Annotated in this window: 25 protein-coding genes; 8 read left to right on the top strand and 17 right to left on the bottom strand. The window is 39.2% G+C overall.

Annotated features, from left to right (window positions below; genetic code table 11):
- Nucleotides 1-100: 100 nt before the first annotated feature.
- Complete coding sequence (locus CXF76_RS15315) at nucleotides 101-517, top strand: hypothetical protein (RefSeq protein ID WP_101164081.1); 417 nt, start codon at nucleotides 101-103, stop codon at nucleotides 515-517.
- 26 nt (nucleotides 518-543) lie between these two features.
- Nucleotides 544-1,134: a hypothetical protein gene (locus CXF76_RS15310; protein WP_024591633.1), complete on the top strand. Its 591-nt coding sequence runs from the start codon at nucleotides 544-546 to the stop codon at nucleotides 1,132-1,134.
- An 89-nt stretch (nucleotides 1,135-1,223) separates the two neighbouring features.
- On the opposite strand, the gene CXF76_RS15305 is transcribed toward CXF76_RS15310, so the two are convergent.
- From CXF76_RS15305 to prmB, 9 genes are all read right to left on the bottom strand, one after another.
- The gene (locus CXF76_RS15305; protein ID WP_024591634.1) at nucleotides 1,224-2,777 is read right to left on the bottom strand and encodes an AbgT family transporter; all 1,554 of its coding nucleotides are present in this window, start codon (nucleotides 2,775-2,777) and stop codon (nucleotides 1,224-1,226) included.
- 143 nt (nucleotides 2,778-2,920) lie between these two features.
- Complete coding sequence (locus tag CXF76_RS15300) at nucleotides 2,921-3,196, bottom strand: YfcL family protein (protein ID WP_002962183.1); 276 nt, start codon at nucleotides 3,194-3,196, stop codon at nucleotides 2,921-2,923.
- Entirely contained in the window at nucleotides 3,193-4,356 is a 1,164-nt protein-coding gene (locus CXF76_RS15295) for an ATP-NAD kinase family protein (RefSeq protein ID WP_024591635.1), read from the bottom strand. Before CXF76_RS15295 ends, CXF76_RS15300 begins: the two co-directional genes overlap by 4 nt.
- Nucleotides 4,346-4,900, bottom strand: coding sequence for an elongation factor P hydroxylase (locus tag CXF76_RS15290; protein WP_024591636.1), 555 nt, complete (start codon nucleotides 4,898-4,900; stop codon nucleotides 4,346-4,348). Before CXF76_RS15290 ends, CXF76_RS15295 begins: the two co-directional genes overlap by 11 nt.
- A gap of 117 nt (nucleotides 4,901-5,017) precedes the next feature.
- Nucleotides 5,018-5,479: a zinc-ribbon domain containing protein gene (locus CXF76_RS15285; RefSeq protein ID WP_029769945.1), complete on the bottom strand. Its 462-nt coding sequence runs from the start codon at nucleotides 5,477-5,479 to the stop codon at nucleotides 5,018-5,020.
- 62 nt (nucleotides 5,480-5,541) lie between these two features.
- The gene (locus CXF76_RS15280; RefSeq protein ID WP_024591637.1) at nucleotides 5,542-6,189 is read right to left on the bottom strand and encodes a glutathione S-transferase family protein; all 648 of its coding nucleotides are present in this window, start codon (nucleotides 6,187-6,189) and stop codon (nucleotides 5,542-5,544) included.
- Between the two features lie 106 nt (nucleotides 6,190-6,295).
- Complete coding sequence (locus CXF76_RS15275) at nucleotides 6,296-6,673, bottom strand: DUF4112 domain-containing protein (RefSeq protein ID WP_024591638.1); 378 nt, start codon at nucleotides 6,671-6,673, stop codon at nucleotides 6,296-6,298.
- Nucleotides 6,674-6,793: 120 nt separating this feature from the next.
- Complete coding sequence (gene aroC / locus CXF76_RS15270; RefSeq protein ID WP_024591639.1) at nucleotides 6,794-7,891, bottom strand: chorismate synthase; 1,098 nt, start codon at nucleotides 7,889-7,891, stop codon at nucleotides 6,794-6,796.
- A 64-nt stretch (nucleotides 7,892-7,955) separates the two neighbouring features.
- Nucleotides 7,956-8,891: a 50S ribosomal protein L3 N(5)-glutamine methyltransferase gene (prmB, locus tag CXF76_RS15265; protein ID WP_101164080.1), complete on the bottom strand. Its 936-nt coding sequence runs from the start codon at nucleotides 8,889-8,891 to the stop codon at nucleotides 7,956-7,958.
- 152 nt (nucleotides 8,892-9,043) lie between these two features.
- Between prmB and smrB the strand changes: the two genes are divergently transcribed.
- Together smrB and CXF76_RS15255 are read left to right on the top strand one after the other, a co-directional pair.
- Nucleotides 9,044-9,601 (top strand): endonuclease SmrB, encoded by a 558-nt coding sequence (gene smrB, locus CXF76_RS15260; protein ID WP_007377742.1) that lies wholly within the window; start codon nucleotides 9,044-9,046, stop codon nucleotides 9,599-9,601.
- 27 nt (nucleotides 9,602-9,628) lie between these two features.
- Nucleotides 9,629-10,558 carry an AEC family transporter gene (locus tag CXF76_RS15255; protein ID WP_024591640.1) on the top strand — a complete coding sequence of 310 codons (930 nt, stop codon included), beginning with the start codon at nucleotides 9,629-9,631 and terminating at the stop codon, nucleotides 10,556-10,558.
- A 1-nt stretch (nucleotide 10,559) separates the two neighbouring features.
- On the opposite strand, the gene CXF76_RS15250 is transcribed toward CXF76_RS15255, so the two are convergent.
- Genes CXF76_RS15250 through sixA form a run of 3 tightly spaced genes read right to left on the bottom strand, consistent with a single transcriptional unit; the run spans nucleotide 10,560 to nucleotide 12,154 of the window.
- Complete coding sequence (locus tag CXF76_RS15250; RefSeq protein ID WP_024591641.1) at nucleotides 10,560-11,297, bottom strand: SDR family oxidoreductase; 738 nt, start codon at nucleotides 11,295-11,297, stop codon at nucleotides 10,560-10,562.
- A gap of 8 nt (nucleotides 11,298-11,305) precedes the next feature.
- Nucleotides 11,306-11,659, bottom strand: a complete 354-nt coding sequence (locus CXF76_RS15245) for a RidA family protein (protein ID WP_024591642.1) — start codon at nucleotides 11,657-11,659, stop codon at nucleotides 11,306-11,308.
- A 24-nt stretch (nucleotides 11,660-11,683) separates the two neighbouring features.
- Nucleotides 11,684-12,154, bottom strand: coding sequence for a phosphohistidine phosphatase SixA (gene sixA, locus CXF76_RS15240; protein WP_024591643.1), 471 nt, complete (start codon nucleotides 12,152-12,154; stop codon nucleotides 11,684-11,686).
- Between the two features lie 192 nt (nucleotides 12,155-12,346).
- Between sixA and CXF76_RS15235 the strand changes: the two genes are divergently transcribed.
- Together CXF76_RS15235 and CXF76_RS15230 are read left to right on the top strand one after the other, a co-directional pair.
- A complete protein-coding gene (locus CXF76_RS15235) occupies nucleotides 12,347-15,070 on the top strand; it encodes an insulinase family protein (RefSeq protein ID WP_010554661.1) in 2,724 nt (907 codons plus the stop codon).
- A 54-nt stretch (nucleotides 15,071-15,124) separates the two neighbouring features.
- The gene (locus CXF76_RS15230; protein WP_007580604.1) at nucleotides 15,125-17,377 is read left to right on the top strand and encodes a sensor domain-containing protein; all 2,253 of its coding nucleotides are present in this window, start codon (nucleotides 15,125-15,127) and stop codon (nucleotides 17,375-17,377) included.
- Here CXF76_RS15230 and CXF76_RS15225 read toward each other — a convergent pair.
- Nucleotides 17,374-17,568 (bottom strand): hypothetical protein, encoded by a 195-nt coding sequence (locus CXF76_RS15225; RefSeq protein ID WP_007580601.1) that lies wholly within the window; start codon nucleotides 17,566-17,568, stop codon nucleotides 17,374-17,376. The genes CXF76_RS15230 and CXF76_RS15225 overlap by 4 nt on opposite strands.
- A gap of 304 nt (nucleotides 17,569-17,872) precedes the next feature.
- The gene (gene efpL, locus CXF76_RS15220; protein WP_007580599.1) at nucleotides 17,873-18,445 is read right to left on the bottom strand and encodes an elongation factor P-like protein EfpL; all 573 of its coding nucleotides are present in this window, start codon (nucleotides 18,443-18,445) and stop codon (nucleotides 17,873-17,875) included.
- A gap of 194 nt (nucleotides 18,446-18,639) precedes the next feature.
- Here efpL and CXF76_RS15215 point away from each other — a divergent pair, with 194 nt between their 5' ends.
- Nucleotides 18,640-19,026 carry an MmcQ/YjbR family DNA-binding protein gene (locus CXF76_RS15215; protein ID WP_007580596.1) on the top strand — a complete coding sequence of 129 codons (387 nt, stop codon included), beginning with the start codon at nucleotides 18,640-18,642 and terminating at the stop codon, nucleotides 19,024-19,026.
- 36 nt (nucleotides 19,027-19,062) lie between these two features.
- Here CXF76_RS15215 and CXF76_RS15210 read toward each other — a convergent pair whose 3' ends face one another.
- From CXF76_RS15210 to fadI, 3 genes are all read right to left on the bottom strand, one after another.
- The gene (locus CXF76_RS15210) at nucleotides 19,063-19,572 is read right to left on the bottom strand and encodes a GNAT family N-acetyltransferase (protein ID WP_007580595.1); all 510 of its coding nucleotides are present in this window, start codon (nucleotides 19,570-19,572) and stop codon (nucleotides 19,063-19,065) included.
- A 73-nt stretch (nucleotides 19,573-19,645) separates the two neighbouring features.
- Nucleotides 19,646-21,853 (bottom strand): fatty acid oxidation complex subunit alpha FadJ, encoded by a 2,208-nt coding sequence (fadJ, locus tag CXF76_RS15205; RefSeq protein ID WP_101164079.1) that lies wholly within the window; start codon nucleotides 21,851-21,853, stop codon nucleotides 19,646-19,648.
- A complete protein-coding gene (fadI, locus tag CXF76_RS15200; protein WP_004335629.1) occupies nucleotides 21,853-23,163 on the bottom strand; it encodes an acetyl-CoA C-acyltransferase FadI in 1,311 nt (436 codons plus the stop codon). Before fadI ends, fadJ begins: the two co-directional genes overlap by 1 nt.
- 306 nt (nucleotides 23,164-23,469) lie before the next feature.
- Between fadI and CXF76_RS15195 the strand changes: the two genes are divergently transcribed.
- Entirely contained in the window at nucleotides 23,470-24,426 is a 957-nt protein-coding gene (locus CXF76_RS15195; RefSeq protein ID WP_004335627.1) for an AAA family ATPase, read from the top strand.
- The last annotated feature ends 2 nt before the right edge of the window (nucleotides 24,427-24,428 follow it).

Here is a 24,428-nt window from a genome sequence, read left to right as displayed (position 1 = left end):
GTTCAGGTTAGTTAGAGGAAAAATTCAGAAGCTCGCTATTAAAATGGCTGCCGTAATAGGAATAAGCAGCTGTATTACTTTCAGGGAGAGATGTAAATAAATGAAACTTTTAACAAGCCAAATAACCCGAATGGTAGCCCTACTTCATAATAAAGGTTTTTTTCACATATACTTATATGCTGGATTATCGCCCAGCGGTTGTGATTGGCGCTATATAATTGGTCACACTAAAGATGGGAAGTGGCCAACTAACGATCTAATTACTTATGGTAGCATCAACTCTAGCAGCAAACTGACATGGTCTGAGAAGAATACAACTAAAGATTTATGCAATGACTTTATTAACTACTTCAAACTTGAAAAATATTCTCCTACAAAAGAGCAACTTCAATACATAGATTGGTACTCAACTGTTGTTAACTCACTAGCTGAGGATGAAGCAGTCATTTTTTATGCAGACTACCAAGCTAGTCATCAACCTTTACTAAATAATGCGCCAGGCTTTGTAAAAAAATAATATTTTTGACAGTAAGGATCACTGATATGAAAAAATTATATGAATACCTACCAATCATAGCGCTACTAAGCCCTCTTATTTTATTCATGGCTATTCCAATTGTAATAGACTTTACAGACCCTCCATTTATTGCAAATAAAAAATATGACATTACTATTTTTTGGATTATCCCTATTATTTCAGGTGCACTATTTATCTATTTGAATATGCTTGTATTCAAAAAATATAAGCAATGCAGTAAATATAGAGAATCATTTAAGCATAATATTTCAGGAATAAAGAACCTAGCTTCATTTATTTTAGGCTATTTGGCAGCTCCATTTTTAATATACGCAATATTTTATATCTATTTAGCCCTTCCAATAAAGCTGTTTGCTTATTTCACTGAAAGTGATTATTGGTATAAAGAATATATCCTGACAGACGTTGAAGAGTGCGGCAGTGATTATGAAAATAGTTGTACACGTTTATCTTTTTTAGATCCTAAAACTAAGCAAATACACGAGCTTCGGTGGTATGAAGAGAAATCATCCATTATCAATAGTAAAGGGCACTATGTTTATGTAATCGGTGAAGCTAGCTATTTTGGTTATATTGTCAGAGGGCTAGAAAGATAGCCATCATTGGCTTACAAAGTTAAAGCTTATAAAAAAGCCCTGTCATTTTCGTGGCAAGGCTAATATAAGCTCTTAATATTTATACTTTATTAAGGCAAAGCTGGGTAAACGTAGCTAGCATCAAGCCCTAGTGGAATACCAAGTGCCCAGTAACCTAATAAAAAGATACTCCAGCCAATCATAAAGGCGATTGAGTACGGTAGCATAATAGCAATTAAAGTACCTATACCTGTGCCTTTCACATACTTTTGACAGTACACCACCACTAATGGGAAGTATGGCATTAACGGTGTAATAATATTAGAACTTGAGTCACCTACACGATAAGCGGCTTGAGTTAAGTCTGGCGAAATGCCAAGTTGCATTAACATCGGTACAAAAATAGGGCCAAGTAACGCCCATTTTGCTGAACTTGAACCTACAAACAAGTTAACAAAGCCAGTTAAAAAGATAATGCCCACAACCGTTACTGCACTTGGCAATTCCATTGCCTTTAATAACTGCGCACCTTCGATTGCGAGTAATGCACCTAAATTTGATTTACTAAATGCAGCAATAAATAGCGAACAGAAAAACGCCATGACGATATAATATGCCATGCCGCTCATCGCTTTACTCATAGCATCAATCATATCTTTTGAAGTTTTAAAGGTACCTACCGTAAAACCATATACAGTGCCAGGTAGCCAAAAAAGTAAAAATATTAATGGTACAATAGATTGCATTAAAGGAGAGCTAAAATTAGTAAGGGATCCGTCACTACTGCGCATTGCAGAATCGTCTGGAGCAGAGATAAATGCTAATAACGCAAGCCCTGCAATCATCACGGTACTGGCTATATAAAAGGCACGTTTTTCATCACTACGTGCATCTTCAAATACAGGTAAATCCTCTTTCGCACCATCAACCGCTGTTTTTTGTAAACGTGGTTCAATAATTTTATCGGTGATGTACCAGCCCAATGCCACAATAAATAAGCTAGATGCTGAAGCAAATGCCCAGTTATTTAACGGGTTAATTGTCATTGCAGGATTAATTATTTGCGCCGCACTTTGGGTAAAGCTTTGTAGTAATGGATCAATCCCTGATGGAATAAAGTTAGCCCCAAAACCACCACTGACTCCTGCAAATGCCGCTGCAATACCCGCAAGCGGATGGCGTCCTGCAGCATAAAATATAACACCGGCAAGTGGAATAACTAATACATAACCTGCGTCAGTAGCGGTATGGCTCACAATGGCCACTAAGATGATTGAAGGCGTTAATAGCTTTTTAGGAGTAACTTTAAGCATTAACTTAAGGCCAGTATTAATAAAGCCCGAATGCTCAGCAACACCTACACCTAACATAGCTACTAAAACGACACCTAAGGGAGCGAAGCCGGTAAAGGTTTTTACCATAGAGGATAAAAAGGTAGCGAGCGAATCACTTGCCAGCATATTATTAATAATAATCGCTTCACCGGTACGTGGATCTATTGCATCAAAGCTTACACCTGAAAACCACCACGACAAAAACCAAATTAATAACATTGCAAACAGAAATATTACGGCTGGATCTGGAAGCTTATTGCCAACCCGCTCAACAAAATTTAAAAAACGCGCAACAACCCCTGAAGGTAAAGCGTCGTGATTATTATTCATTTTTATTGTTCCTAAAATTTATTTTAGTAACAATATCGCATAAAAACAAAACAGTAAATTAACATAAAAATCTGCTTTAAAAGTTTTGGACACAAAAAAACACGATAGTGATAAACAAATCGTGTTTTTTGTATCACTTACTTTTAAGCGAGGGCTTTAACTTCTTCCCACAAGCGTGCAACTAATGTCTTGTCCTCTTCGTTAAGCTCACCATTACGATACGCTTTAACTAAGCTCTGCTCTACAGTTTCGTTTAGCTCATCTATACTGATTGTCAGCTTTTCTACTTCGGCATAACCAACTGCAAGATCAAAATGACCTCGTAAATAGCCGCCTGCAAATAACTCATCGTCAGTTGCTTTTATTACTAAATCATCGAAGTACTGCTGGGCTGCATCGATATAGTTCACTAAACTCATTTATTAATCTCCTGGTTTTGCAAAGCACCTGTATTTTCAAGGTTTTGGTGCCCTACTGCATACATAATATGGTCGTTAAATCCGGTGGTTACTTTAATATAACCCGTTAATTCATCATCTAATTCGCCATCGCCGGTGTCACAAATAAGGGGGCGGCTATTAAGCGCTTGTAGTTTTGTTTTTGTTGCTACTACAATAATGTTTTCTTTGCCAATTGCACGTATAAGCGCAGGGCTCAATTGCTGATTACCACGGCCAAATATATGCCCTTGCCCGCCAATGAGCGTAATGACTAACTTAGTACTTTGATCATGTGTAAGCTCAAGTAATTGCTTCGCCGTTAAATCTTGAGCAACTAAGGTTTGATCTTTTATTAAATCAACGCCAAGCAACGTATTCTCAAGTCCCATTTCTTCCATTATGGCCTCAACGGTTGAGCCGCTACCCATTATATAAAATGTGTCTTCATCCATTTGCGATACAACATGCGCAGCAATGTCGGCAAGTACGAGTTCGTCGGTTTCTTTGCCGCCATTTTTAACCGCTTGCATATAGCGTACTTCGCTAGGTGTTTGCATTTCGCCGTAGCGCTTTGCTTTTACTGTGCCTTGTCTAAAGGCATCTTCATCTATATCCATTACATCTGCGTCAGCTAAGGTAACTAACTCACCTTTAACCAGCATTTCGACTACGCGCCCTGCTGCTTTGGGTGTAATGGCGTATACACCAGAATGAATTTTACAGCCTGCAGGAATACCAAGTACAGGAATGGTATCTTCGATTGCATGGCAAATATTACGCGCTGTACCATCGCCTCCAGCAAATAAAACTAAATCAACACCAAAGTCTTTAAGTACTTTTGCTGCTTGTTCTGTGTCATCTGGGGTTGTTATTACTTCAGAGTTATATACAACCTCTACATTAAAGCCCAAGGCTTTTGCTGTTTGCTCACCCATGTCACCGTTAACGGTGTAAATGGTTAAGCGCTCTTTATAAGGCAATAGCACTTCAAGCGCTGCTTTTGTGCGGCTATTTGCTTTGGGTTCTGCACCTAATTCGATTGCTTTAGCGGCTGTGTGTGCGCCATCACTACCTTTTAAAGCAACTGTTCCGCCTAAACCCGCTACTGGGTTTACAATTAAACCTAATTTAAACGCCATTACAAAGCTCCTTCGGATGTTGCCAATTAAATTGCTGCGCTGTTAATGGCCACTGTGTATTATAAAAATCAGAGAGTGCTTTTAAAAGTGACTCTGTACGAGAGTTAAAGCCATTTTCGATTAACGATAATACACGTGCATGTACTCGCTGCTGAAAATCAAACCGACATGTTTGCTCGCCGTTTAAGTTATCCACCGACACATTAAAAGTAAACCCTGCTGCAGTGCTTAATAACCACTCTATAGCTTGAGGCTTTACTTCTACGCTTTCAAACTCAGCTTGTTTTTGTTTGTCGCGCCCATCGGGGCAATACCAATAACCATAATCTTCTAATAAACGACGTGCATCGCCTGCTACTAGCCAATGCGCAATTTCATGCAGTGCACTCGCATAAAAACCATGAGCGAATACAACCTGATGAAAAGGCGTTGTATTATTAGCTGGAATATAAATAGGTTCGCAATCGCCTTTTATCAATCGGGTATTATAATTTTGATAAAAAGTGCGCTCAAAAATTGAAATTAGATCAGCTATTTGATGCATAAAATTAGGCTAATTAGTCTCGGTTATAGCGCTATTTTGCGCATTAAAAACGAGACGAATTGTACGGGCTTTTACAACTAAAGTAAAAATAAGGCGTGATAGTAAAATATAAGCGGACTAATCTTTCACTTTATTGATATTTTTAATAATACCTAAACAGTAAAGAGTATTACCAAGTTCTTTACACTGTGTTTTTTCACCTGAGGTTTTATTGGCTAAGCTAGTTAACATATCGTACCGTTTACGTAGAATTAGTATATATCTGGCATGTCTACGGCATTCAAAGCAATGAGTACAGTGTGAATCGACCCAAAATCTTAATGTTTCAAACCAATATTGCTGCTCTTGAGCAAAAAAAATAAATGCCTTAGAGCAAGTCCCGCACTTCTCTTCAATATCAACATAAAGTGCCCGAGGATAAATGGCATAGTTTTGCTTTTTTATATCAGCCAATATTACCGTATTAGGGAAGTATTTAAGGCTCGAGTAACGCCAGTGCGCATTCTCTATCGCCTCTATTGTCACTGGGGTATTGGTAGTTATTGGTGTATTGCCATACCTTGGGTGATTTAGATACATGAGCTGCCTAGTTTAAACTTATGATTTTAAGGCATAAAACATGCCATATAAGAAAACAATAATTATACAGGCGTTCCTGCTTCATCACACTCTACAATATCGGTCTCGGTTAATGCCTGAGTGATCCATCCTTGCAATACTGGGCAGCGCATAACAAAGTCACAATATTGCTGCGCCTCTGGCGATAACGTAATTTGATAGGTTTTTAAGCGCAGTACAACAGGCACATACATGGCATCAGCAATACTAAAGTCACCAAAAAACCACTCATTTGGAAACACATCTTGTTGCTGTGCAAATATCTCGTCTATACGGGCTATGTCTTTTAGTGCTTCGCTCGATAGGTCTACTTTACGGGTAGTTCTTATATTCATTGGCATTTCGCTGCGCAGCGCCATAAAGCCTGAATGCATTTCAGCGCTTAGCGCACGCGCTTTAGCTCTTTGGGTAATATATTTTGGCCATGCAGCGCCCGATAAGTAAGCATCGTTAATATATTCACAAATTGCTAGTGAATCCCATACCTGTAAATCGCCATCAATTAACGCTGGAACTTTTTGCACAGCAAAGGTCTTTTTTAGTTCATTGTAAAAGTCGGGGGTGTCGAGTACCAGCTGGGTTTCACTAAACTCAACATCAAATTTACTCATTAAATACCATGCGCGTAATGACCAGCTAGAGTAGTTTTTATTACCGATAAATAATTGCATATTGTAGATACCAAAGTGAATAGACGCTCCTACCTTACTAGGTGATTTAACAACCAACAACATTTTGTTTAAAGTCTCTTTGCTAACTGTTACTTAAAGCTATTAATTACTCACTTAACTGCTTGTTTAAATGCTTTTTTAATAGTTGTGTATTACGCGTGTTAGCTTTAAAAAAGGCATCAAAAATATCACCAAAAAATGGCACTAAACCGCCCACAAAGTCTATGAGCATATTGATAATCATCTTAGTCTTTATACGTTTACTCACACCTAAACGCTGCGCTTCTATCAGCACATAACTTGATAAAATTAGCCCTGCGGCATCACCTATAACGGGAATTAAACCAATCACAGCCTCCAAACCTATATTAAATTTAGTAAAAGGAATGCCAATGCTGCTATCAGTTAACTTACTGAATCGCTCTAAGCGGGCTATTGCAGCTTGGGCTTTTATTTGTGAGTGTTCATTAATATTATCGTTCATGATTACTACCCTCCTTCTTGCAGTATATAGGGCCTACTTGAACAACTCCTGAAAGGCTTTAAACTAAATTACAGACATAAAAAAACGCGGTAATCCGCGTTTTTTTATAATTATAAATACTTACACAGAGCCGTTAATTGGCCCGTGCTGATGATTTACATGCGGATTTTGTCCGCGTTGACGCAGTAAGTGGTCCATTAAGGTAATAGCCATCATTGCCTCCGCAATCGGGATTGCACGAATACCCACACACGGATCGTGACGACCTTTGGTGATCATCTCTACCGCTTCGTTGCTTGTATTAATGCTGTTACCTGGGATGGTAATACTCGACGTTGGTTTTAGCGCAATAGAAGCAATAATGTCTTGCCCTGTCGAAATACCGGCAAGTACGCCACCCGCATGGTTTGATGTAAAACCTTCAGGGGTTAGCTCGTCGCGATGCTCAGAGCCTTTTTGCTCAACTACGTCAAAGCCATCACCAATTTCAACGCCTTTAACTGCATTAATACTCATTAATGAGTGTGCAAGTTCGGCATCAAGGCGGTCAAATACTGGCTCACCAAGACCAACAGGTACATTGCTTGCCACTACTTTTACTTTAGCGCCAACTGAGTCACCTTGCTTTTTAAGGTCACGCATATATTCGTCAAGCGCTTCAAGCTTACTTGCATCAGGGAAGAAGAATAAGTTATTTTCAACTTCGTCCCAGTCAAACATTTCCGCCTTAATAGGGCCAAGCTGACTTAAACATGCTTTAACTTCAATACCATGAAATTGCTTTAAGTATTTTTTAGCAATAGCACCTGCCGCTACGCGTATTGCGGTTTCGCGTGCAGATGAACGACCGCCACCGCGATAGTCGCGCAAGCCGTACTTATGCCAATACGTGTAATCGCCATGACCTGGGCGAAATACATCTTTAATTTTGCCGTAATCTTGCGAGCGTTGATCGGTATTTTCAATCAATAAACCAATGCTGGTACCTGTGGTTTTACCTTCAAAAACGCCTGCTAATATTTTTATTTGATCGCTTTCACGGCGCTGCGTTGTATAACGGCTTTGGCCTGGTTTTCGGCGATCTAAATCAATTTGTAAGTCGGCCTCTGTGATTTCAAGACCTGCGGGAGTACCATCAACAACGCCGCCTAATGCAACGCCGTGGCTCTCACCAAAGGTGGACACTTTAAATAACTGTCCAATGCTATTACCTGCCATTAACTTTCCTCATTCCTAATGACTACCAATAGCCAAGCACACGGCTTGGCTATTCATTTTTTACTTATTTTGCAAAATACTCATCTAGCTGCTTTTTGCTAATTACAAATACACCTAAGCCGCCTTGTTCAAATTCAATCCATTCAAACGGCGCGCCCGGATAAAGTGCATCCATATGTACCATAGAGTTACCAACTTCTACAAATAACAAACCGTTATCAGTTAGGTGTTCACTCGCTTCACTTAAAATAGTACGGGTTACATCTAAACCATCGTGGCCTGATGCAAGCCCAAGCTCTGGTTCATGATGAAACTCACGTGGCAGGTCAGCCATATCTTCTGCATCAACATACGGTGGGTTTGCAACTATTAGGTCGTATTTTTGACCTGGTACACCGCTAAATACATCAGACTGAATGGGTAACACACGATCACTTAACATGTAATCGTTAATGTTAATGTCTGTCACTTCAAGCGCTTCATACGATATATCTACCGCATCAACTTGTGCTTCCTCAAAAACTTGAGCAAGTGCAATTGCTATACAACCCGACCCCGTACATAAATCTAATATGCGGTTAACCGATTGTGGCTCTTCAAGCCAGGGTGTAAAGCGGTTGCTGATAAGCTCAGCAAACGGTGAGCGAGGTATAAGTACACGTTCATCCACATAAAATGGCATACCCGCAAACCATGCAATGTTTGTTAAGTAAGGTACTGGTGTGCAGTCGTTAATACGTTCTGCAATAAGACCCGCAAGTCGGTTTTTTTCTGTGCTTGTTAAACGCGCGTGCATTAATTCTTTTGGCGCATCAACAGGCAAGCTAAGCGCAGGCAGTAATAAGCTTACAGCTTCATCCCATGCGTTATCTGTACCGTGTCCAAAAAATATACTACTACTTGCAAATTGGCTTGTAGTCCAACGTAACCAGTCATGTAAAGTTGACAGTTCTGCAACGGCTTCTTCGAGTGTTGCTTCTTCTATTTGTAAATCGCTCATATATTTTTACCTGTATTAGCTTACTGACTGTTTTGAGTCTTTAAGACGATTGCATTGCCTATCTGCGCTGGGCAAATTACAATTGCCTCTCATTTAAGTATTGTACCGCCTTTTGCGCTGCGTTTTTACGTTTTTTTGTTTAGGTAATAGTTATGAAAAAAGACACTCCATCACATTCGTCCCTAAGCAATGACGACATAAGCTTATTTCGTCAAACGATCACAGGCGCCAAAGTATTTAAACAAGATACTCATCGTTTTGATACAAAGCCTAAGGTGTCACAAGCTAAGCAATTTGCCCAGCAAAAAAAGCAGGCTCAATCTGAATTTTTCTTCTCAGACGTTTATATTCCCGATATAGACACCCACGGCACGGTTAAATATGTAAAACCAGGCCAAGATACCTTCCTAGCTAAACAGCTTCGCCGTGGTGACTTTGCACCCGATTTGACGCTAGATTTACATGGCTTAAATAAAGAACTTGCTAAAGATGAACTCGCTGGACTCATTCACGAATGTAAAAAGCAGCATTACTATTGTGCATGTGTAGTGCACGGTATTGGCGGCGGCGTACTAAAGCACAAAGTGCCTCAGTACTTAGTACAGCACCCTGACGTAATAGCGATGCACCAAGCCCCTCTCGAATATGGTGGTAGAGGCGCTGTACTCATACTAATTAATTTACCGCAAAGTGATGAATTTAGACGCTAACTTTAGCTATTACTAGGATGTAACTTCGTGCATATTTTTTCGATTATTTTTCCACTCATTTTTATTGTTGCGTTTGGTTATAGCTGTTGCCGATTAAAATTTTTCGAAAAGCAGCATATTGCAGGCTTAAGTAAATTTACTTTTTATATTAGTTTGCCTGCTTTTTTATTGTTAAATATGTCGCAAATTAACTTACAGCAAAGCATTAGCCTTTTTGCATTTTTGAGTTTTTACATACCCGTTCTGAGCGTGTTTGGGGTGGGTATTTTAATTGATCGCTTTTATTTAAATAAAAAGTATTTAAAAAATTACCAACAACACGGCGTCTTTGGACTTGCTTCTAGCTATTCAAATATGGTGTTAGTGGGTATTCCTATTGTTATTGCATCGCTTGGCAAAGAGATGATAGCCATTGCGTTTATGATCATTACTTTTCATAGCACATTGTTATTTGCACTTACTTTTTTAATAGGCGCTAAAGGCAGTAGCGATAAATTTTCGTGGTCGCATTTTGGGAAAAGTATGGTGTTAAATCCAATAGTACTGAGTATTGGGTGCGGGCTTATATTAAACATATTAGGAGTAACACTGTTCACCGACTTAGCAAATAGTTTGGAGCTATTAGCTAAACCAGCAATTGCCTGTGCGCTATTTGTACTTGGTGCAAATTTAGCTTTTTATAAAATAGCAGCAAATTGGCAACCCGCGTTAATAGCATCAATTTTAAAAATATTTTTATTGCCTGCGCTAGTTTTATTGGTAGGCACTTATGTATTTAAACTAGACACGCAAATACTCAATGTATTAGTACTTTTAAGTGCGTCCCCTGTTGGCGTAAATGCTTATCTTATTGCGAGTCAAATAAAGCAGCATGAAGCTACTCTTGCTGGGGCTGTCGTACTTTCTACTATCTTAAGTGTTATTAGCTTTACGTTTTGGCTAGCTTTATTACTTTAGCTTACAAACCGCCGGCTACATCAACAAAGCTACCCGTTGTAAAAGAAGCGTGCTCTGAAGCTAAAAAGTAAATTGCTGCAGCAACTTCCTCGGGTGTACCGCCTCTGCCAAGGGGTAATTTACTTTTAAGACGATCGACTCGATTTTTTTCGCCGCCATCGCTATGCATATCAGTGTAAATAAGCCCAGGTCTAACCGAGTTAACTCTAATACCTTTACTTGCCACCTCTTTTGCCAAGCCAATAGTAAATGTGTCCATTGCACCTTTAGATGCTGCATAATCAATGTACTCATTAGGAGAGCCCGTTTTAGCGGCCCCCGATGATACATTAACAATACTACCGCCATTTCCCATTCGCTTTATTGCCTCACGGCTACATAAAAAAGCACTGGTAATATTTGTAGTCAAAACTTCGTTTATGCGCTCAGCACTCATTTCTAACAAAGGCATTTGTGGTTTTAAAATACCGGCGTTATTTATTAGTACATCAAGTCGACCAAAGACTTTATCTATATGCATAAATAAAGCTAAAACGTCAGCCTCTAGTGACACGTCACCTTGAATTACTTCAGCCTCAACGCCTAATTGCTTTACTTTTTCTGCCACCAATATTGCACTAGCTAAATCTGCTTTATAATTAATGCAAACATTATAACCGTGCTTTGCAAAATATAATGCGGTAGCTGCGCCAATACCTCGACTAGAGCCAGTGATGAGTACAACGGGGGAGCAAGTCATTAAAGCTATTATTCTTTTAAAGCTGCAACGACTGAAATTTCAACAAGCAGTGCATCACGTGCCATTTTAGCTTCTACGCAGGCACGTGCTGGTGCATAACCCTCGGTTACCCACGCATCCCATACTGCATTCATATCAGCAAAGTATTCCATGCTCTTTACATAAATAGTCGCGCTAAGCATATGTTCTTTTGAACTTCCCGCTTCATCAAGCAATGCCTCTACTTTATCAAGCATAGTTTGAGTTTGTTCTTTGATATCTTTTTGCGCGTCGGCGCATACCTGCCCACATAAATACACAGTGCCGTTATGTTTTACAATGCGGCTCATGCGCGCACCTGTTTGTAAACGTTCTATTGTCATTTTACTTTACTCAATTATTTATATTTAAACGTTTTCTGGGGCATTTATACTTAAATAACTACTACGCTGGGTTTGCTCATCGTAACTAATAACAGCAACAGCACCCGTATTAAAAATGGGCATATTGCCAGGGCTTAATTGGTCCACTAAGTAACTTACAATAGGCATGTGTGCCACTATAAGCCATGTATTGCATTGGGGGTTCGTAGCAATAAGTGTTTCGATGTAGTCAGCAGCAATTTGAGGTTTGCCTTCGGGAATTATATCAGACGTGGTTTCGCTAAATTTAAATACGTTATTTTTAGCCACACCTGCAGCTGTTTGCTGTGCTCGAATGTAAGGACTAACTAACAGTGCATCAGGGTAATGTGCTTTACTGAGCCAAAGGCCCATTTTTTCAGCTTCATCATGCCCTGCTTGGGTTAAATTTCTACCTGCATCATCAGCCTGCATGGGTGTTGCTTCGCCGTGGCGCATTATTAGGATTGTTTTCATAAAAAATCAACCGATTAAAGAATATAAAACAGTAGCCAGTTTGCCCGTTTGTCAGCTATATTAACAATATAAATCTATTTATTTCTAAAATAGTTCTTTCATGAGATTCAGGTAAATCTTTAAGCTGTACTTCGCTTTCCTGAAGCCATCATCTGTTGTTAACAAGTAAACGTTTAGTTTCAGGAGCATCATTTGAATATCAGCCGCAATGATAACAGAGCATACCGCGCCTTTACACTGGACAATGGTCTAAAAGTACTATTAGTGCAAGATAAAGATTCTACAAAAGCGGCAGCATCAATGGCAGTTAACGCCGGACATTTTGACGACCCTCTTGATAGGCAAGGCCTAGCACACTTTTTAGAGCACATGCTTTTTTTAGGCACTGACCAATACCCAGATTCAGGCAGTTTTAATAATTTTGTTTCGCAAGCTGGCGGCAACACCAATGCGTGGACCGGCACTGAGCATACCTGTTACTTTTTTGATATTAACAATCAAGAATTTGAACAAGCACTTACCCAATTTAGCCGTTTTTTTATTGCGCCACTTTTAAATTCAGCCGAAACAGAAAAAGAACGCAACGCAATTGAAGCCGAGTTTAAACTAAAAATAAAAGACGACGGTCGCCGTATTTATCAAGCCCATAAAGAAACGGTAAACCCAGCTCATCCATTTGCTAAATTTTCTGTAGGAAACCTACAAACCTTAGCTGACAGAGAGCGCTGTATTAGTGATGAGCTTCGTGACTTTTTTAATAGCCAGTACCAAGCTCAGTGGATGACTTTAGTTATTTGCGCAAACGAAACACTAGATACACTACAAAGCTGGACTCAAACTTACTTTGGCGCAATTAACGGCAACAAAAACCTTAAAAAGCCAGAGATCAGTGAGCCACTTTATCGCAAACAAGACATAGGGAAAATACTCCATATTGAGCCCCATAAGCATATGCAAAAACTTATTATAAGTTTTGCTATGCCTAATATTGACGACTTTTATCGCCATAAAACAGTAAGTTTTATTGCCCATTTACTTGGCTATGAAGGCGCGGGTTCTCTTTATTCTATTTTAAAAGAACAAGGCTGGATCAATGCACTTTCTGCTGGCGGTGGTATTAATGGCAGCAACTTCAAAGATTTTAATATTAGCTTAGCGCTTACCGATGAGGGTATTGAATACTTTGAAGACATTATTGAAATGGTGTTTGAATACATTTGTTTAATTAACGATAACACCGAAAAATTGCCGCGCTTATATCAAGATAAAAAAAATCTATTACAAATAGCATTCGATAACCAAGAAAAATCACGCTTAATTGATTGGGTCAGTAATTTAAGCATTAATATGCAGCATTACGACGAAGCAAATTACGTGCAAGGCGACTATTTAATGGAAGGCTTTAAAAAAGCGACCCACGAAATGGCCATGCAGTGGTTAACGCCACATAATATGCGCATCGTACTTATACATCCAGATGTAGAGCCTGAACATAAAACGGCATGGTACAACACACCATATAAAGTAGAACATATTTCACCTAGTTGGCTTGATGCCCTTAGCGAGATAAATAAGCCGTTGAGCGAAATGCTGCTACCTACAGCTAATCCTTATTTAACAAAAGAAGTGGTGTTATTTGATGTCGTAAAACCACAAACAAAACCCGAATTATTAGTAAAAGAACCCGGTTTTGATTTTTGGTTTAAACAAGACAATACATTTCGCGTTGCTAAAGGCCATTTTTATTTGGCCATGGATTCTGATTTTGCCGTAAAAGATGTAAAACATATGGCACTCACCCGCTTATTTACAGATTTATTTATGGATAGTGTCGGCGAGCAATTTTATCCAGCAGAACTTGCGGGACTTAGCTACCACTTAACCTCGCATCAAGGTGGATTAACTCTACATACCGCGGGGCTTTCATCTAGCCAGTTAGAGCTTGTTGATCAATTAATAGATGCTTTATTTAATGTAGAGATCTGTGCAAAACGCTTTGCTGAATATAAAAAACAGCTTGTAAGGCATTGGCGCAATAGCAACCAAAACAAACCAGTCAGTGAGTTATTTAGCATTTTAGGCGCAAAAATAATGCCTTGGAACCCACAACCTGGGGAGCTTGCATCGGCATTAAAAAACACCTGTTTTCAGCAATTTAATGAGTTCAGAACAGACTTTTTTAAAGCACTACATGTTGAATCATTTTTACATGGTAACTGGCAGCAAAGTGATGCAATAGCCTTTCAAAAAAAGGTCGCAAATCACTTAAAAAACGCAACCATAATTGAAGATTTAAGACGCCCTCTTTTTGAAATTAAAAAAGTAACTCGCTACGAGTTAGAGCTTCCTTGTAACGACCATGCAATGGTTATTTACTATCAAGCGCAAACGGATTGCGTGGCCGAAAAAGTAAAAATGATGGCGTTAAATCATTTAATTAATCAAGATTACTTTAATGAATTACGAACTACACAGCAACTTGGTTATTTAGTAGGCGCAGGTTATGCACCATTTAACACGCGTGCTGGTATAGCATTTTATGTGCAGTCACCTAAGTTTGATGCAAAAACTTTATTGCATCGACATAACCGTTTTATTAAAAACTACCTTGATAATATTGATGCACTTGATGAAAACGATTGGCAACAGCAAAAACACGGCCTTAGTACTCATATTGCAGAAAAAGATAAAAACCTGCGCCTACGCTCACAACGGTTATGGCTTGCTATTGGTAACAGAGATCATGAATTTCATATGCAACAACGACTTTTAGATGCCTTAAATGCGCTAACCCTAAAAGAACTAAAAGTTTATGCACTAAGCCTATTTGATGATAATAGACCAAGATATGAGCTTTTAAGCTCGGCAAAAGTCAATAAATCTCAAAATATGCCCGTTTACTCTCAATCTCTTTGACACTAGGTTTAGCTTGTTTTAAATTATCATTTGTAAATTAGAAGTAATAAAAAAATGATAAAAATAATAATAAAACTAAGCATGCTTGTAGTACTTGCTTACTCATTTGAGCTTTTTGCCTTTGAGTCATCATTTAATTACAACTCCGACAATATACTTATACTAGCAAGCGCCATTATAGCGCTTGCTTTGCCCTACCTGTTATTTGTAATCCACAAACTTAGACGCTCACGCCGTCAACTCCGTCTTTCGGAAAAACGCCTTAAAAGTACTGTAGAAGGTAGCGGCGATACACTTTGGGACTGGAACATAAAAACAGGCGAAGTTATTCGTATTAACGATAAGTACTTAATGGATTCGACTACCTTAATGGGGTTTCCGCCAAACAAAGGCCTTATTCACCCTCACGATATTAATAACGTTGAGCACTTGTTAAAAGTACACTTTGCAGAGCAGTCTGCTTTTTTTGAAGCCACCTACCGAATCAAAGATACATTTGGTCGTTGGCATTGGGTACTCGATCGCGGAAAAATAATTGAAAAAGACGCCAACTTATCACCCCTTAGAATGACAGGTACCGTTCGCGATATATCACAGTTAAAATCAACGGAAGAACGCTTAAACCTTTTTGCTAAATGTGTTGAATCTCTCACTGACGCCTTAGCAATTTACGATAAAAACTTTAAACTGGTTGATATAAACCCGAGTTTTTTAACCTTGTTTGGTGGCGTACGCGAGCAATACTTAGGAAAAGATTTCAACCTATCTGGGTATGAGCCAAGCTACACAAACAGAATTATTGAAATAGTAAAAGAGCGCGAACATATCCAACAAGAAGTGAAGCTTCGTAATAGTGAGCGTGTTTTATTGCCTATAGAAATATCGATAGATGAAATTAAAAACGATCAAAATCAAATAACTAATTATGTCGTTGTTTATTCAGATTTAACAGAGCGTAAAAAAGCCGAATCGCAGTTACATAACTTATCGAATCGAGATCGCACAACTAGTCTACCTAACCGAAATTTATTTTTTACTGATTTGCAAAAGCTAGTAAAGCTCAACTCGCATCACGCCTTGCTTGTATTCGATTTAGATAACTTTAAAAAAATAAATGACTCGTTAGGGCATCAACTAGGTGACAGCTTATTAGCTAAACTAGCAATGCGCTTAAATAAACTAACCCGCGAAAATGATGTATTTTATCGTTTAGGCGGCGATGAGTTTGCTCTTGTAATGTCTGACACTAACGACATACATGTAATTACACGTATGGCAAAACAGTTTTTAGCAGCCATTGCTACACCATTTAAAATGGCTGGCCACGAACTGGCAATCACCTCAAGTGTAGGCATTGTATTATTTCCAGAAGACGGTAATACGCCTGAACTGCTCCTAAAAAATGCAGATACCGCGATGTATCATGCTAAAAAGAAAGGTAATAGCTACCTATTTTTTAACGACACGATGAACCGTCAAGCCGTTAAACGACTGCAAATAGAAAACCTTATGCGCTTTGGTTTAAAAGAAGATCATTTTGAAGTGTACTACCAACCAAAAATGAATATTCGCACAGGCAAGCTAACGGGCATGGAAGCATTAGTACGCTTTATTACACCCAAAAAAGGTATTATTAGCCCAGGCGTGTTTATACCCATAGCCGAGGAAACGGGCCAAATAATTGAAATTGGCGAAGTTGTATTAAACAAAGCCTGCAGAGACGTAAAAGAATGGCTAGATAGCGGTTTATTTAGCGGCCGAGTAGCTGTCAACTTATCAGCAAAGCAATTTAGCCTCCCCGATTTAACTTCTCGTATTGACGTTATTTTGCAAAAAAACGAATTACCTTCTTACTTTTTAGAGCTTGAAATAACAGAAGGTACTGTAATGGACGACCCTAAAGAAGCCATTGCAATTATGCGTTCGTTAAGTGCCCGAGGTATTCATTTAGCAATGGATGATTTTGGTACTGGTTATTCATCATTAGCGTATTTAAAGCAATTTCCGCTTAATACACTTAAAGTAGATAAAGCATTTATAGATGACATGACCAACGAACGTGGGCGTAATATGGTCGACTCAATAGTCACTATTGCGCATAACCTTGATTTGCATGTAGTTGCTGAAGGTGTAGAACAAGCTCATCAAATTGATATACTTAAAAAGCTTAATTGCGAAACAGTACAAGGTTATTACTATTCTAAGCCACTATCAAAAAGTGAATTTACTGAATTTTTAAAGCAGCAACAAACTAAAGCAGCCCCAAGCTTAATTAGAAAAAATAAAAATGTGGCGTCGATAAATTAAGGGCGCCATATGCACGCATTTATACCTACATTTCTTACTAAAGCACGACGATAATGTAGATTAAACAAGCACCAGGCCACAGGCCCAAGTAAACCGCCTAAAATAAGCCATCGCTTAATTGGCATACCTTTTTTAATGGCTTCTAAATACATTAAAGCTATAAATGCACTGCTTAGTAAAACTATAAACAAAATTACCCTTTAAAGTTGCTCAAAAATACGGCGGTTATTCTAACGCTAACGTGATTAAATTTAAAGCAACAAATCCCCCGCGCGCACAAAAAAGCCGAACCTGTTAAACACAGGTTCGGCTTTTAAAATTATAATTTATACCAATCTGCTTATATATGGGGTCTATTTAACGTTAAGAAAATTACGCTAGAACTAGGCAAAAGTTTTTATATCTAGTTGTTCTAAATAAAAAACTTTTAACGACGTTATAGTGCAATTTAATTCGTTAAATTGATCAAGGATTTATGCAGGTTGGTATTGCAAGTTACTTTTCAGCACGACCCATAAATTTGTGTTCAACAGTATTAATACGGATACGGTCACCTGTTGAAATATGCTCTGGCACAGAAATATTTAAGCCAGTAGACATACGTGCAGGTTTTGAACGAGCACTCGCAGATGCACCTTTGATAGATGGGTCTGTTTCTTCAACAACAAGTTCAACACTTGACGGTAAATCAAGCCCTACTGGCGCGCCATCAATAACAATTACGTGTACGCCTTGTGTTTCTTCATTAACAAATAAAATTTCTTCGCTAATAGCATCTTTGCTTAAGTTATAAGGCGTGTAATCTTCATTATCCATGAACACATACTCGTCACCATCAATGTACGATAGCATTACTTCACGGCGTGTTAAATCAGCCAGCGTTAGCATGTCACTGTCTTTGAATGTTTCGTCAACTTTACCACCGGTTACCACATCGTATAAACGCATACGGTATAAACTACCACCAGCACGACCTTGCGGCACAGAGCGCACAATATCTTTTACAACTAAAACGCGGCCATTGAAGTCAATAGCAGTACCTTTTTTAACATCACTCGCCTTTGGCATGTGTGAATTCCTATTATTTTTTTGATTGCCAGAAACATACCACGAACTGGATTTTGTTCAACTAAAATTACGTTGGTTTTACGCTACATGTTGTATTAGCTTGTAAAATTTTAATTTATACTAAAATACATATAATCAAATGTGAAAAAAACTGCTATGGTAGCTTTACCGAGTATGACTTCAAGGAATGGATCATGGACCAGAAAAAAGTACATGAGTATTTAGTTAAAAAACCACTTGTTCAGGTTACAAAACCATTTGCGCAAGAGGTTGATGTATATAAAGTGAATCATAAAATGTTTGCGACTCTTGCTATTGGCAATGACGGTCAAACTAATGATGATGGTGAGGTTATTTGGTGGCTTAACTTAAAGTGCGATCCTGATGAAGCAATATCATTGCGTGATATTTTCCCGGCAGTGATCCCTGGTTACCATATGAATAAACGCTTATGGAACACAGTAATTTTAGACGGCACAATTCCACAAGGTGAAATTGAGAGAATGATTGATAACTCATTTAATTTAGTCGTAGAAAACATGCCAGAAAAAGACCGAAAAGCTATTTCACTTCACTTGTAAACACTTTTTGGGCTAGGCTACTAGCCCATTAAAACCCTACACCTTAAGCGTATAAATTAAATCGTCATATAACTTTTCGCCTATTGTATGCACTTTAAAAAGTGTATCGGTATGGGTTAAACCGCACTTACCAAGCACCTTTTCAGAACCAATATTGCCACGCGTTACGACTGCTTTAAACTGCCTAATACCACATTCTTTCCAAGCCCAGTCAATCACAGCTCTTAGGGATTCTGTCGCGTAGCCTTTATTAAAATACTCTGGCAATAATAAATAACCAAGCTCTGCGGTTTCTCCGTCATAGGCAAAACCTGTAACACCCACAGGTTGTTTTGTTTGATTATTAATAATGAGTAAACACAGGGGATGACGTGATTTAGCATTCCACTTAGGCAAGCGTATCTCAAAGCGGTTTCTTACCAGTGACTCCATTGGCATATCAAAACAATACTTGAGGACTTGAGGATCGCGATGAAGCGCAAGAAAAAGAGGCCAATCAGATTCTTCCATTTGGTATATGCTCAATCTTTGTGTAAATAATGTCATTAAGCTCCTCATTTATTTATAAAAACTATAAAAAAACCGCATTTAAATGCGGTTTTTTTAGATAGCAGAAACTTTATTCTTTCGTTTCAATCTCTTTGGTAACTTCAGGCTCAGTTACACTTTGCTCTTGTGACTCAGTGCTTTGTACTTCAGGAGCTACAACCTCAACATGTGTTGCGTTATAAAAAGTAGCACCAGAGCTTGCCATTGTTACCAGTGATTCACATGGTGCAAAGTTAGCATCGCTGTTAGCTAATGTAGACATATCAGAGCTTATTTTACTTGCGCCTAATTTATCCATATAGCTAAACGGGCCACCTAAAAATGGTGGAAAACCAATACCAAATATTGCACCGATATCGCCATCACGTGGGCTGGCAATAATGCCATCATCTAAACAGCGTACTGCTTCGTTAAGCATTTGCGATACACAACGCTTAGCAATTTCGCTCTTGTTTAAACGTGGAGCCGGGGTAACACCCAATAGTTCGTAAACTGACTCATCAACCTTTTTGCCTTTTTTATCGTATTCATAAAAACCACGACCAGACTTACGGCCAAGGCGTTTTGAATCAATCATACGCATAAATGCATCAGGGCCTTTAAAACGCTCGCCTAATTCTTTTTCAAGAATTGGGGCAATTTTAGAGCCAATATCAATACCTACTTCATCAAGTAGAGCCAGCGGGCCTACCGGAAAACCAAACTCAACAAGCGCCGCATCAATCTTTTCAATTGGCTCGCCTGCTAACATTAAGTTAGCAGCTTCGTTTAAGTAAGGCGCTAAAATACGGTTGACGTAAAAACCGGCCATGTCTTTTACAACAATTGGCGTTTTACCTTGCTTACGTGCAAAGTTAACAACGCGGGCAATGGTCTCTTGAGACGTACCTTCGTGTGGAATAATTTCCACTAATGGCATTTTTTCCACTGGTGAAAAGTAATGCAAGCCAATTACATTTTCAGGACGTGCTGCCTGCGCTGCAATTTGCGATATTGGTAATGATGACGTGTTACTTGCAAAAATTGTATTTGCTTGGCATTGCTGCTCTACGTCTGCAACCATACCTTGCTTAAGTGCAAGATCTTCAAACACCGCTTCTATTACTAAATCAATGTGTTTAAAGCCACTGTAGTCAGTTGTACCTGTAATACGGTTCATCGTTAACTGCACATCAGCTTTAGACATAATACGACGCTTAAGACGCTTATCTAAAATTTTATAGGTGTAGCTCATTGCATTACTAATGCCCTGCTCTGCTACATCTTTAATACGTACCGGTACTTTAGCTTTAACAGCACTTACGTGCGCAATGCCTGCGCCCATTAGTCCACCACCTAAAACAGCAGTTTTGCTTATTGCGGGTGCGTCATCATTGCGCCACTCTTTTTTCATTTCAGTGGTTGCAAAGAAAATACCGCGAAGCGCTTTCGATTCGTCACTCATTACAAGTGTTGCAAAGCTTTCAGCTTCTGTTTTATACGCTTTTAGCTCATCAAGCTCTACACTAGCTCGCACTGCTTTAATAATAGCGAGTGGTGCTGGGTAGTGCCCGCCCGTTTTTTTAAGTACGTTTTCTTTTGCTTTTTTAAAGATAAAGTTACGACCAAACGGGTTTGACTCTAGTAATTTACTAATATTGTCGAGCTTTGGCTCTTTTGCTTGTGGCTTTTTCTTAGTCGCAAATTCTTTTGCAACTTTTAGCAGCACACTGTGCGGTACACAGTCATCAAGCACACCTGCTTTTTTAGCTTGCTTAGGGCGAATCTGTTTACCTGTTAGCATCCACTCTAGTGCTTTTTGAATACCAACAATTTTAGTTAAGCGTTGGGTGCCGCCGCCACCAGGAAGTAAACCAAGTTGCACTTCTGGTAAGCCAATTTTTGTTAAATCACTGTCGGTACCAACACGGTAATCACATGCTAAAGCAAACTCTAAACCACCACCTAATGCAGCGCCATGAATCGCACTTACTGTTGTGTATGGCAATTTTGTCATATCAAAAAACGCTTGATGACATAGCTCGCTAATAGCTAAAGCATCTTCACGCTTTTGAACGCTATCGAGCATTTTTACATCGGCGCCAGCAATAAAGTTATCGCTTTTTCCGCTTATAAATACCATGCCTTTTACATTTTGCGACTTAGCGTCTTCTAGTAACGCTTTTAAATCATCGGCAAAACTGCTGCGCAGGGTATTCATTTTCTCACCCGGCACATCAATCGTTACCACGGCGATTTTATTTTCATCTACCGCTAAATTAAATACTGAATCTGTCATTACGCGCTCTCCAATACAAAGGCTGCACCTAAACCACCAGCAGCACACGCTGTTGTTAATGCTAAACCGCCACCACGACGTTTAAGCTCGTGTAAGCTTTGCGTAATTAAGCGTGCACCTGTCGCTGCAAATGGGTGACCATATGCTAAAGAGCCGCCGTTAACGTTAAACTTATCCATGTTAATTTCGCCAATTGCTTTGCTGCGACCTAAATGCTCTTGTGCAAATTTGTCTGAAGCAAACATTTTCATATTGGCAAGTGTTTGCGATGCAAACGCTTCGTGCATTTCAATTAAATCTAAATCAGCAAGCGTAATACCCGCTCTATCTAGTGCAATAGGCGTTGAATGAGCTGGGCCCATTAACATGTCTTTTTCTACGCCAATTGCCGAAAATGCAAAGCTACGTACGTAACCTAGTATTTCATAACCTAGTGCTTTTGCTTTGCTTTCGCTCATCATAAGTACGGCCGCTGCACCATCAGTTAATGGTGTTGCATTTGCGGCGGTAACAGTACCGTGCTGACGGTCAAAAACAGGTTTAAGCTTGGCGTAGCCTTCAACAGTTGAGTTTTTACGAATGTTATTATCTTCTGAAATAAAGCTTTTATATGGCGGTAAATGTGCCGTCATTACTTCATCTTTTAACTTTCCATCAGCCCATGCTTGCGTTGCAAGTGAGTGAGAACGATGCGCTAACGCATCTTGATCTTCACGGCTAATATTATGTGTTTTAGCCATTTGCTCAGCAGTTTGCCCCATTGAAAGGCCTGTTGAGTACTCTGCAACTGCAGGAGGCACTGGTAATAAATCTTTTAAGCGCAGTTTTGAAAATATTTTTAAACGTTGACCAAGCGTACGCGCTTTATTTAAATCAACTAAGCTGCCTGCTAGCTTTTTACTAACACCAATTGGCAATACTGATGACGAATCTGCGCCGCCTGCAATACCTACACTTACAGATCCCGCCATAATAGACTCAGCTACATTAGCAATAGCCTGAAAGCTGGTAGCACATGCGCGCGATACAGAATATGCATCAACCGATACCGGCATACCTGTGCCCAATACAATTTCACGTGCAATATTTGGCGCTTCTGGCATTTGTACTACTTGACCAAATACAAGTTGATCAATTTCTGACTTGTTGAAATTTAATCGTTCAAGCATTTCGTTAACCACCAATTTACCCATATCAAGTGCTGGTACATGGTGAAACGCTGTTGCTTGCTTTGCAAAAGGTGTACGTAAGCCGCTGACTATGGCAATACGGTCGCCCTTTGGTGTTTTTAGTATGTTTTGCTCAGACATTTATGCTCTCCCGCTGACAGGTCTGACCTGTTTGTTTTCCTCGATTCTAAACAACCCGTGTACTAAAGCCAATAGATAAACACAAATTTATATAAATAGTGTTTAATTACGACTATCACAATAGGCTTTTTTAGACGCATTTACAAAGTTTTGTGGTACGCTAAAAATCGTTAAAAAATAACGAACTATTTTAAAAAATACAGTCTAACTCTTGAGTTACCCAATTATAAACCTTATAAATAGGTCAGTATTTATCACCTAACACTATTAGGTACAAACCCAGCTGACGAGGACAGTCCACTTATTATGGCAGCTAACGCATTTTCACAATTAAAAACGTACTTAGATACACAAATCATTGGCCAGCCAGAGCTTACACAAGCGCTACTTATTGCTATTTTAGCTGATGGTCACTTATTAGTAGAAGGCCCTCCTGGGCTTGCAAAAACACGTGCAGTTAATGCACTTGCTAAAGGTATTGAAGGATCGTTTCAGCGCGTACAGTTTACGCCAGACTTATTACCGGCTGATGTAACAGGTACCGATATTTACCGCCAACAAACTAGCGAGTTTGTATTTGAAAAAGGCCCTCTTTTTCACAACCTAATTTTAGCTGACGAAATTAACCGTGCACCAGCCAAAGTACAATCAGCACTATTAGAAGCCATGGCAGAGCGACAAGTGACCGTGGGTAAAAACACTTATCCGCTTAGCGAACTATTTTTAGTTATGGCAACACAAAACCCGCTAGAGCAAGAAGGGACTTACCCGTTACCAGAAGCCCAGCTGGATCGCTTTTTACTGCACCTAAGTATTGGCTACCCTGGCGCAGAGCATGAGCTTGATATACTACGTTTAACACGTGGCGAAGCGCTTAACGAGCAACAACCAGTAATGCAAAAAATTAGTCAAAGCGATTTATTTGCAGCTCGTAAAGAAATATTAGGCCTTTATTTAGCAGAGCCGCTTGAGCAATATTTAGTACAACTTATTATTGCCACTCGTGAAGGCGCTAAATTAGATGCGCAACTAGGTAGCTGGATTGAATTTGGTGCAAGTCCGCGTGCAACAATAGCACTTGATAAATGTGCTCGTGCTCATGCATGGCTTCAAGGCCGTGACTTTGTAGCACCTGATGACATTCAAGCTGTTGTGCATAACGTACTGCGTCACCGCATTATTTTAAGTTACGAAGCCCAAGCCGATGGCATTACTAAAGATCAAGTAATAAGCCGTATAGTTGAACTTGTAGCCGTACCATAAGT

The sequence above is a fragment of the Pseudoalteromonas sp. 78C3 genome, from assembly GCF_002836695.1.
GTDB classification, from domain to species: domain Bacteria; phylum Pseudomonadota; class Gammaproteobacteria; order Enterobacterales; family Alteromonadaceae; genus Pseudoalteromonas; species Pseudoalteromonas arctica.
Note: the sequence above shows the minus strand (reverse complement) of the source record. Positions and strands in the feature narration are given on the sequence as shown.

Coding starts and splice junctions, on each gene's coding strand:
- CXF76_RS15285 (WP_029769945.1), bottom strand. CDS start 5,479: ATGTATCTAAATCACCCAAGGTATGGCAATACACCAATAACTACCAAT.
- fadJ (WP_101164079.1), bottom strand. CDS start 21,853: ATGACAGATTCAGTATTTAATTTAGCGGTAGATGAAAATAAAATCGCC.
- CXF76_RS15250 (WP_024591641.1), bottom strand. CDS start 11,297: ATGACTTGCTCCCCCGTTGTACTCATCACTGGCTCTAGTCGAGGTATT.
- CXF76_RS15275 (WP_024591638.1), bottom strand. CDS start 6,673: ATGAACGATAATATTAATGAACACTCACAAATAAAAGCCCAAGCTGCA.
- fadI (WP_004335629.1), bottom strand. CDS start 23,163: ATGTCTGAGCAAAACATACTAAAAACACCAAAGGGCGACCGTATTGCC.
- efpL (WP_007580599.1), bottom strand. CDS start 18,445: ATGCCAAAGGCGAGTGATGTTAAAAAAGGTACTGCTATTGACTTCAAT.
- CXF76_RS15230 (WP_007580604.1), top strand. CDS start 15,125: ATGATAAAAATAATAATAAAACTAAGCATGCTTGTAGTACTTGCTTAC.
- CXF76_RS15315 (WP_101164081.1), top strand. CDS start 101: ATGAAACTTTTAACAAGCCAAATAACCCGAATGGTAGCCCTACTTCAT.
- CXF76_RS15295 (WP_024591635.1), bottom strand. CDS start 4,356: ATGGCGTTTAAATTAGGTTTAATTGTAAACCCAGTAGCGGGTTTAGGC.
- CXF76_RS15290 (WP_024591636.1), bottom strand. CDS start 4,900: ATGCATCAAATAGCTGATCTAATTTCAATTTTTGAGCGCACTTTTTAT.
- aroC (WP_024591639.1), bottom strand. CDS start 7,891: ATGGCAGGTAATAGCATTGGACAGTTATTTAAAGTGTCCACCTTTGGT.
- CXF76_RS15305 (WP_024591634.1), bottom strand. CDS start 2,777: ATGAATAATAATCACGACGCTTTACCTTCAGGGGTTGTTGCGCGTTTT.
- prmB (WP_101164080.1), bottom strand. CDS start 8,891: ATGAGCGATTTACAAATAGAAGAAGCAACACTCGAAGAAGCCGTTGCA.
- smrB (WP_007377742.1), top strand. CDS start 9,044: ATGAAAAAAGACACTCCATCACATTCGTCCCTAAGCAATGACGACATA.
- CXF76_RS15310 (WP_024591633.1), top strand. CDS start 544: ATGAAAAAATTATATGAATACCTACCAATCATAGCGCTACTAAGCCCT.
- CXF76_RS15280 (WP_024591637.1), bottom strand. CDS start 6,189: ATGCAATTATTTATCGGTAATAAAAACTACTCTAGCTGGTCATTACGC.
- CXF76_RS15245 (WP_024591642.1), bottom strand. CDS start 11,659: ATGACAATAGAACGTTTACAAACAGGTGCGCGCATGAGCCGCATTGTA.
- CXF76_RS15300 (WP_002962183.1), bottom strand. CDS start 3,196: ATGAGTTTAGTGAACTATATCGATGCAGCCCAGCAGTACTTCGATGAT.
- CXF76_RS15195 (WP_004335627.1), top strand. CDS start 23,470: ATGGCAGCTAACGCATTTTCACAATTAAAAACGTACTTAGATACACAA.
- sixA (WP_024591643.1), bottom strand. CDS start 12,154: ATGAAAACAATCCTAATAATGCGCCACGGCGAAGCAACACCCATGCAG.
- CXF76_RS15210 (WP_007580595.1), bottom strand. CDS start 19,572: ATGACATTATTTACACAAAGATTGAGCATATACCAAATGGAAGAATCT.
- CXF76_RS15215 (WP_007580596.1), top strand. CDS start 18,640: ATGGACCAGAAAAAAGTACATGAGTATTTAGTTAAAAAACCACTTGTT.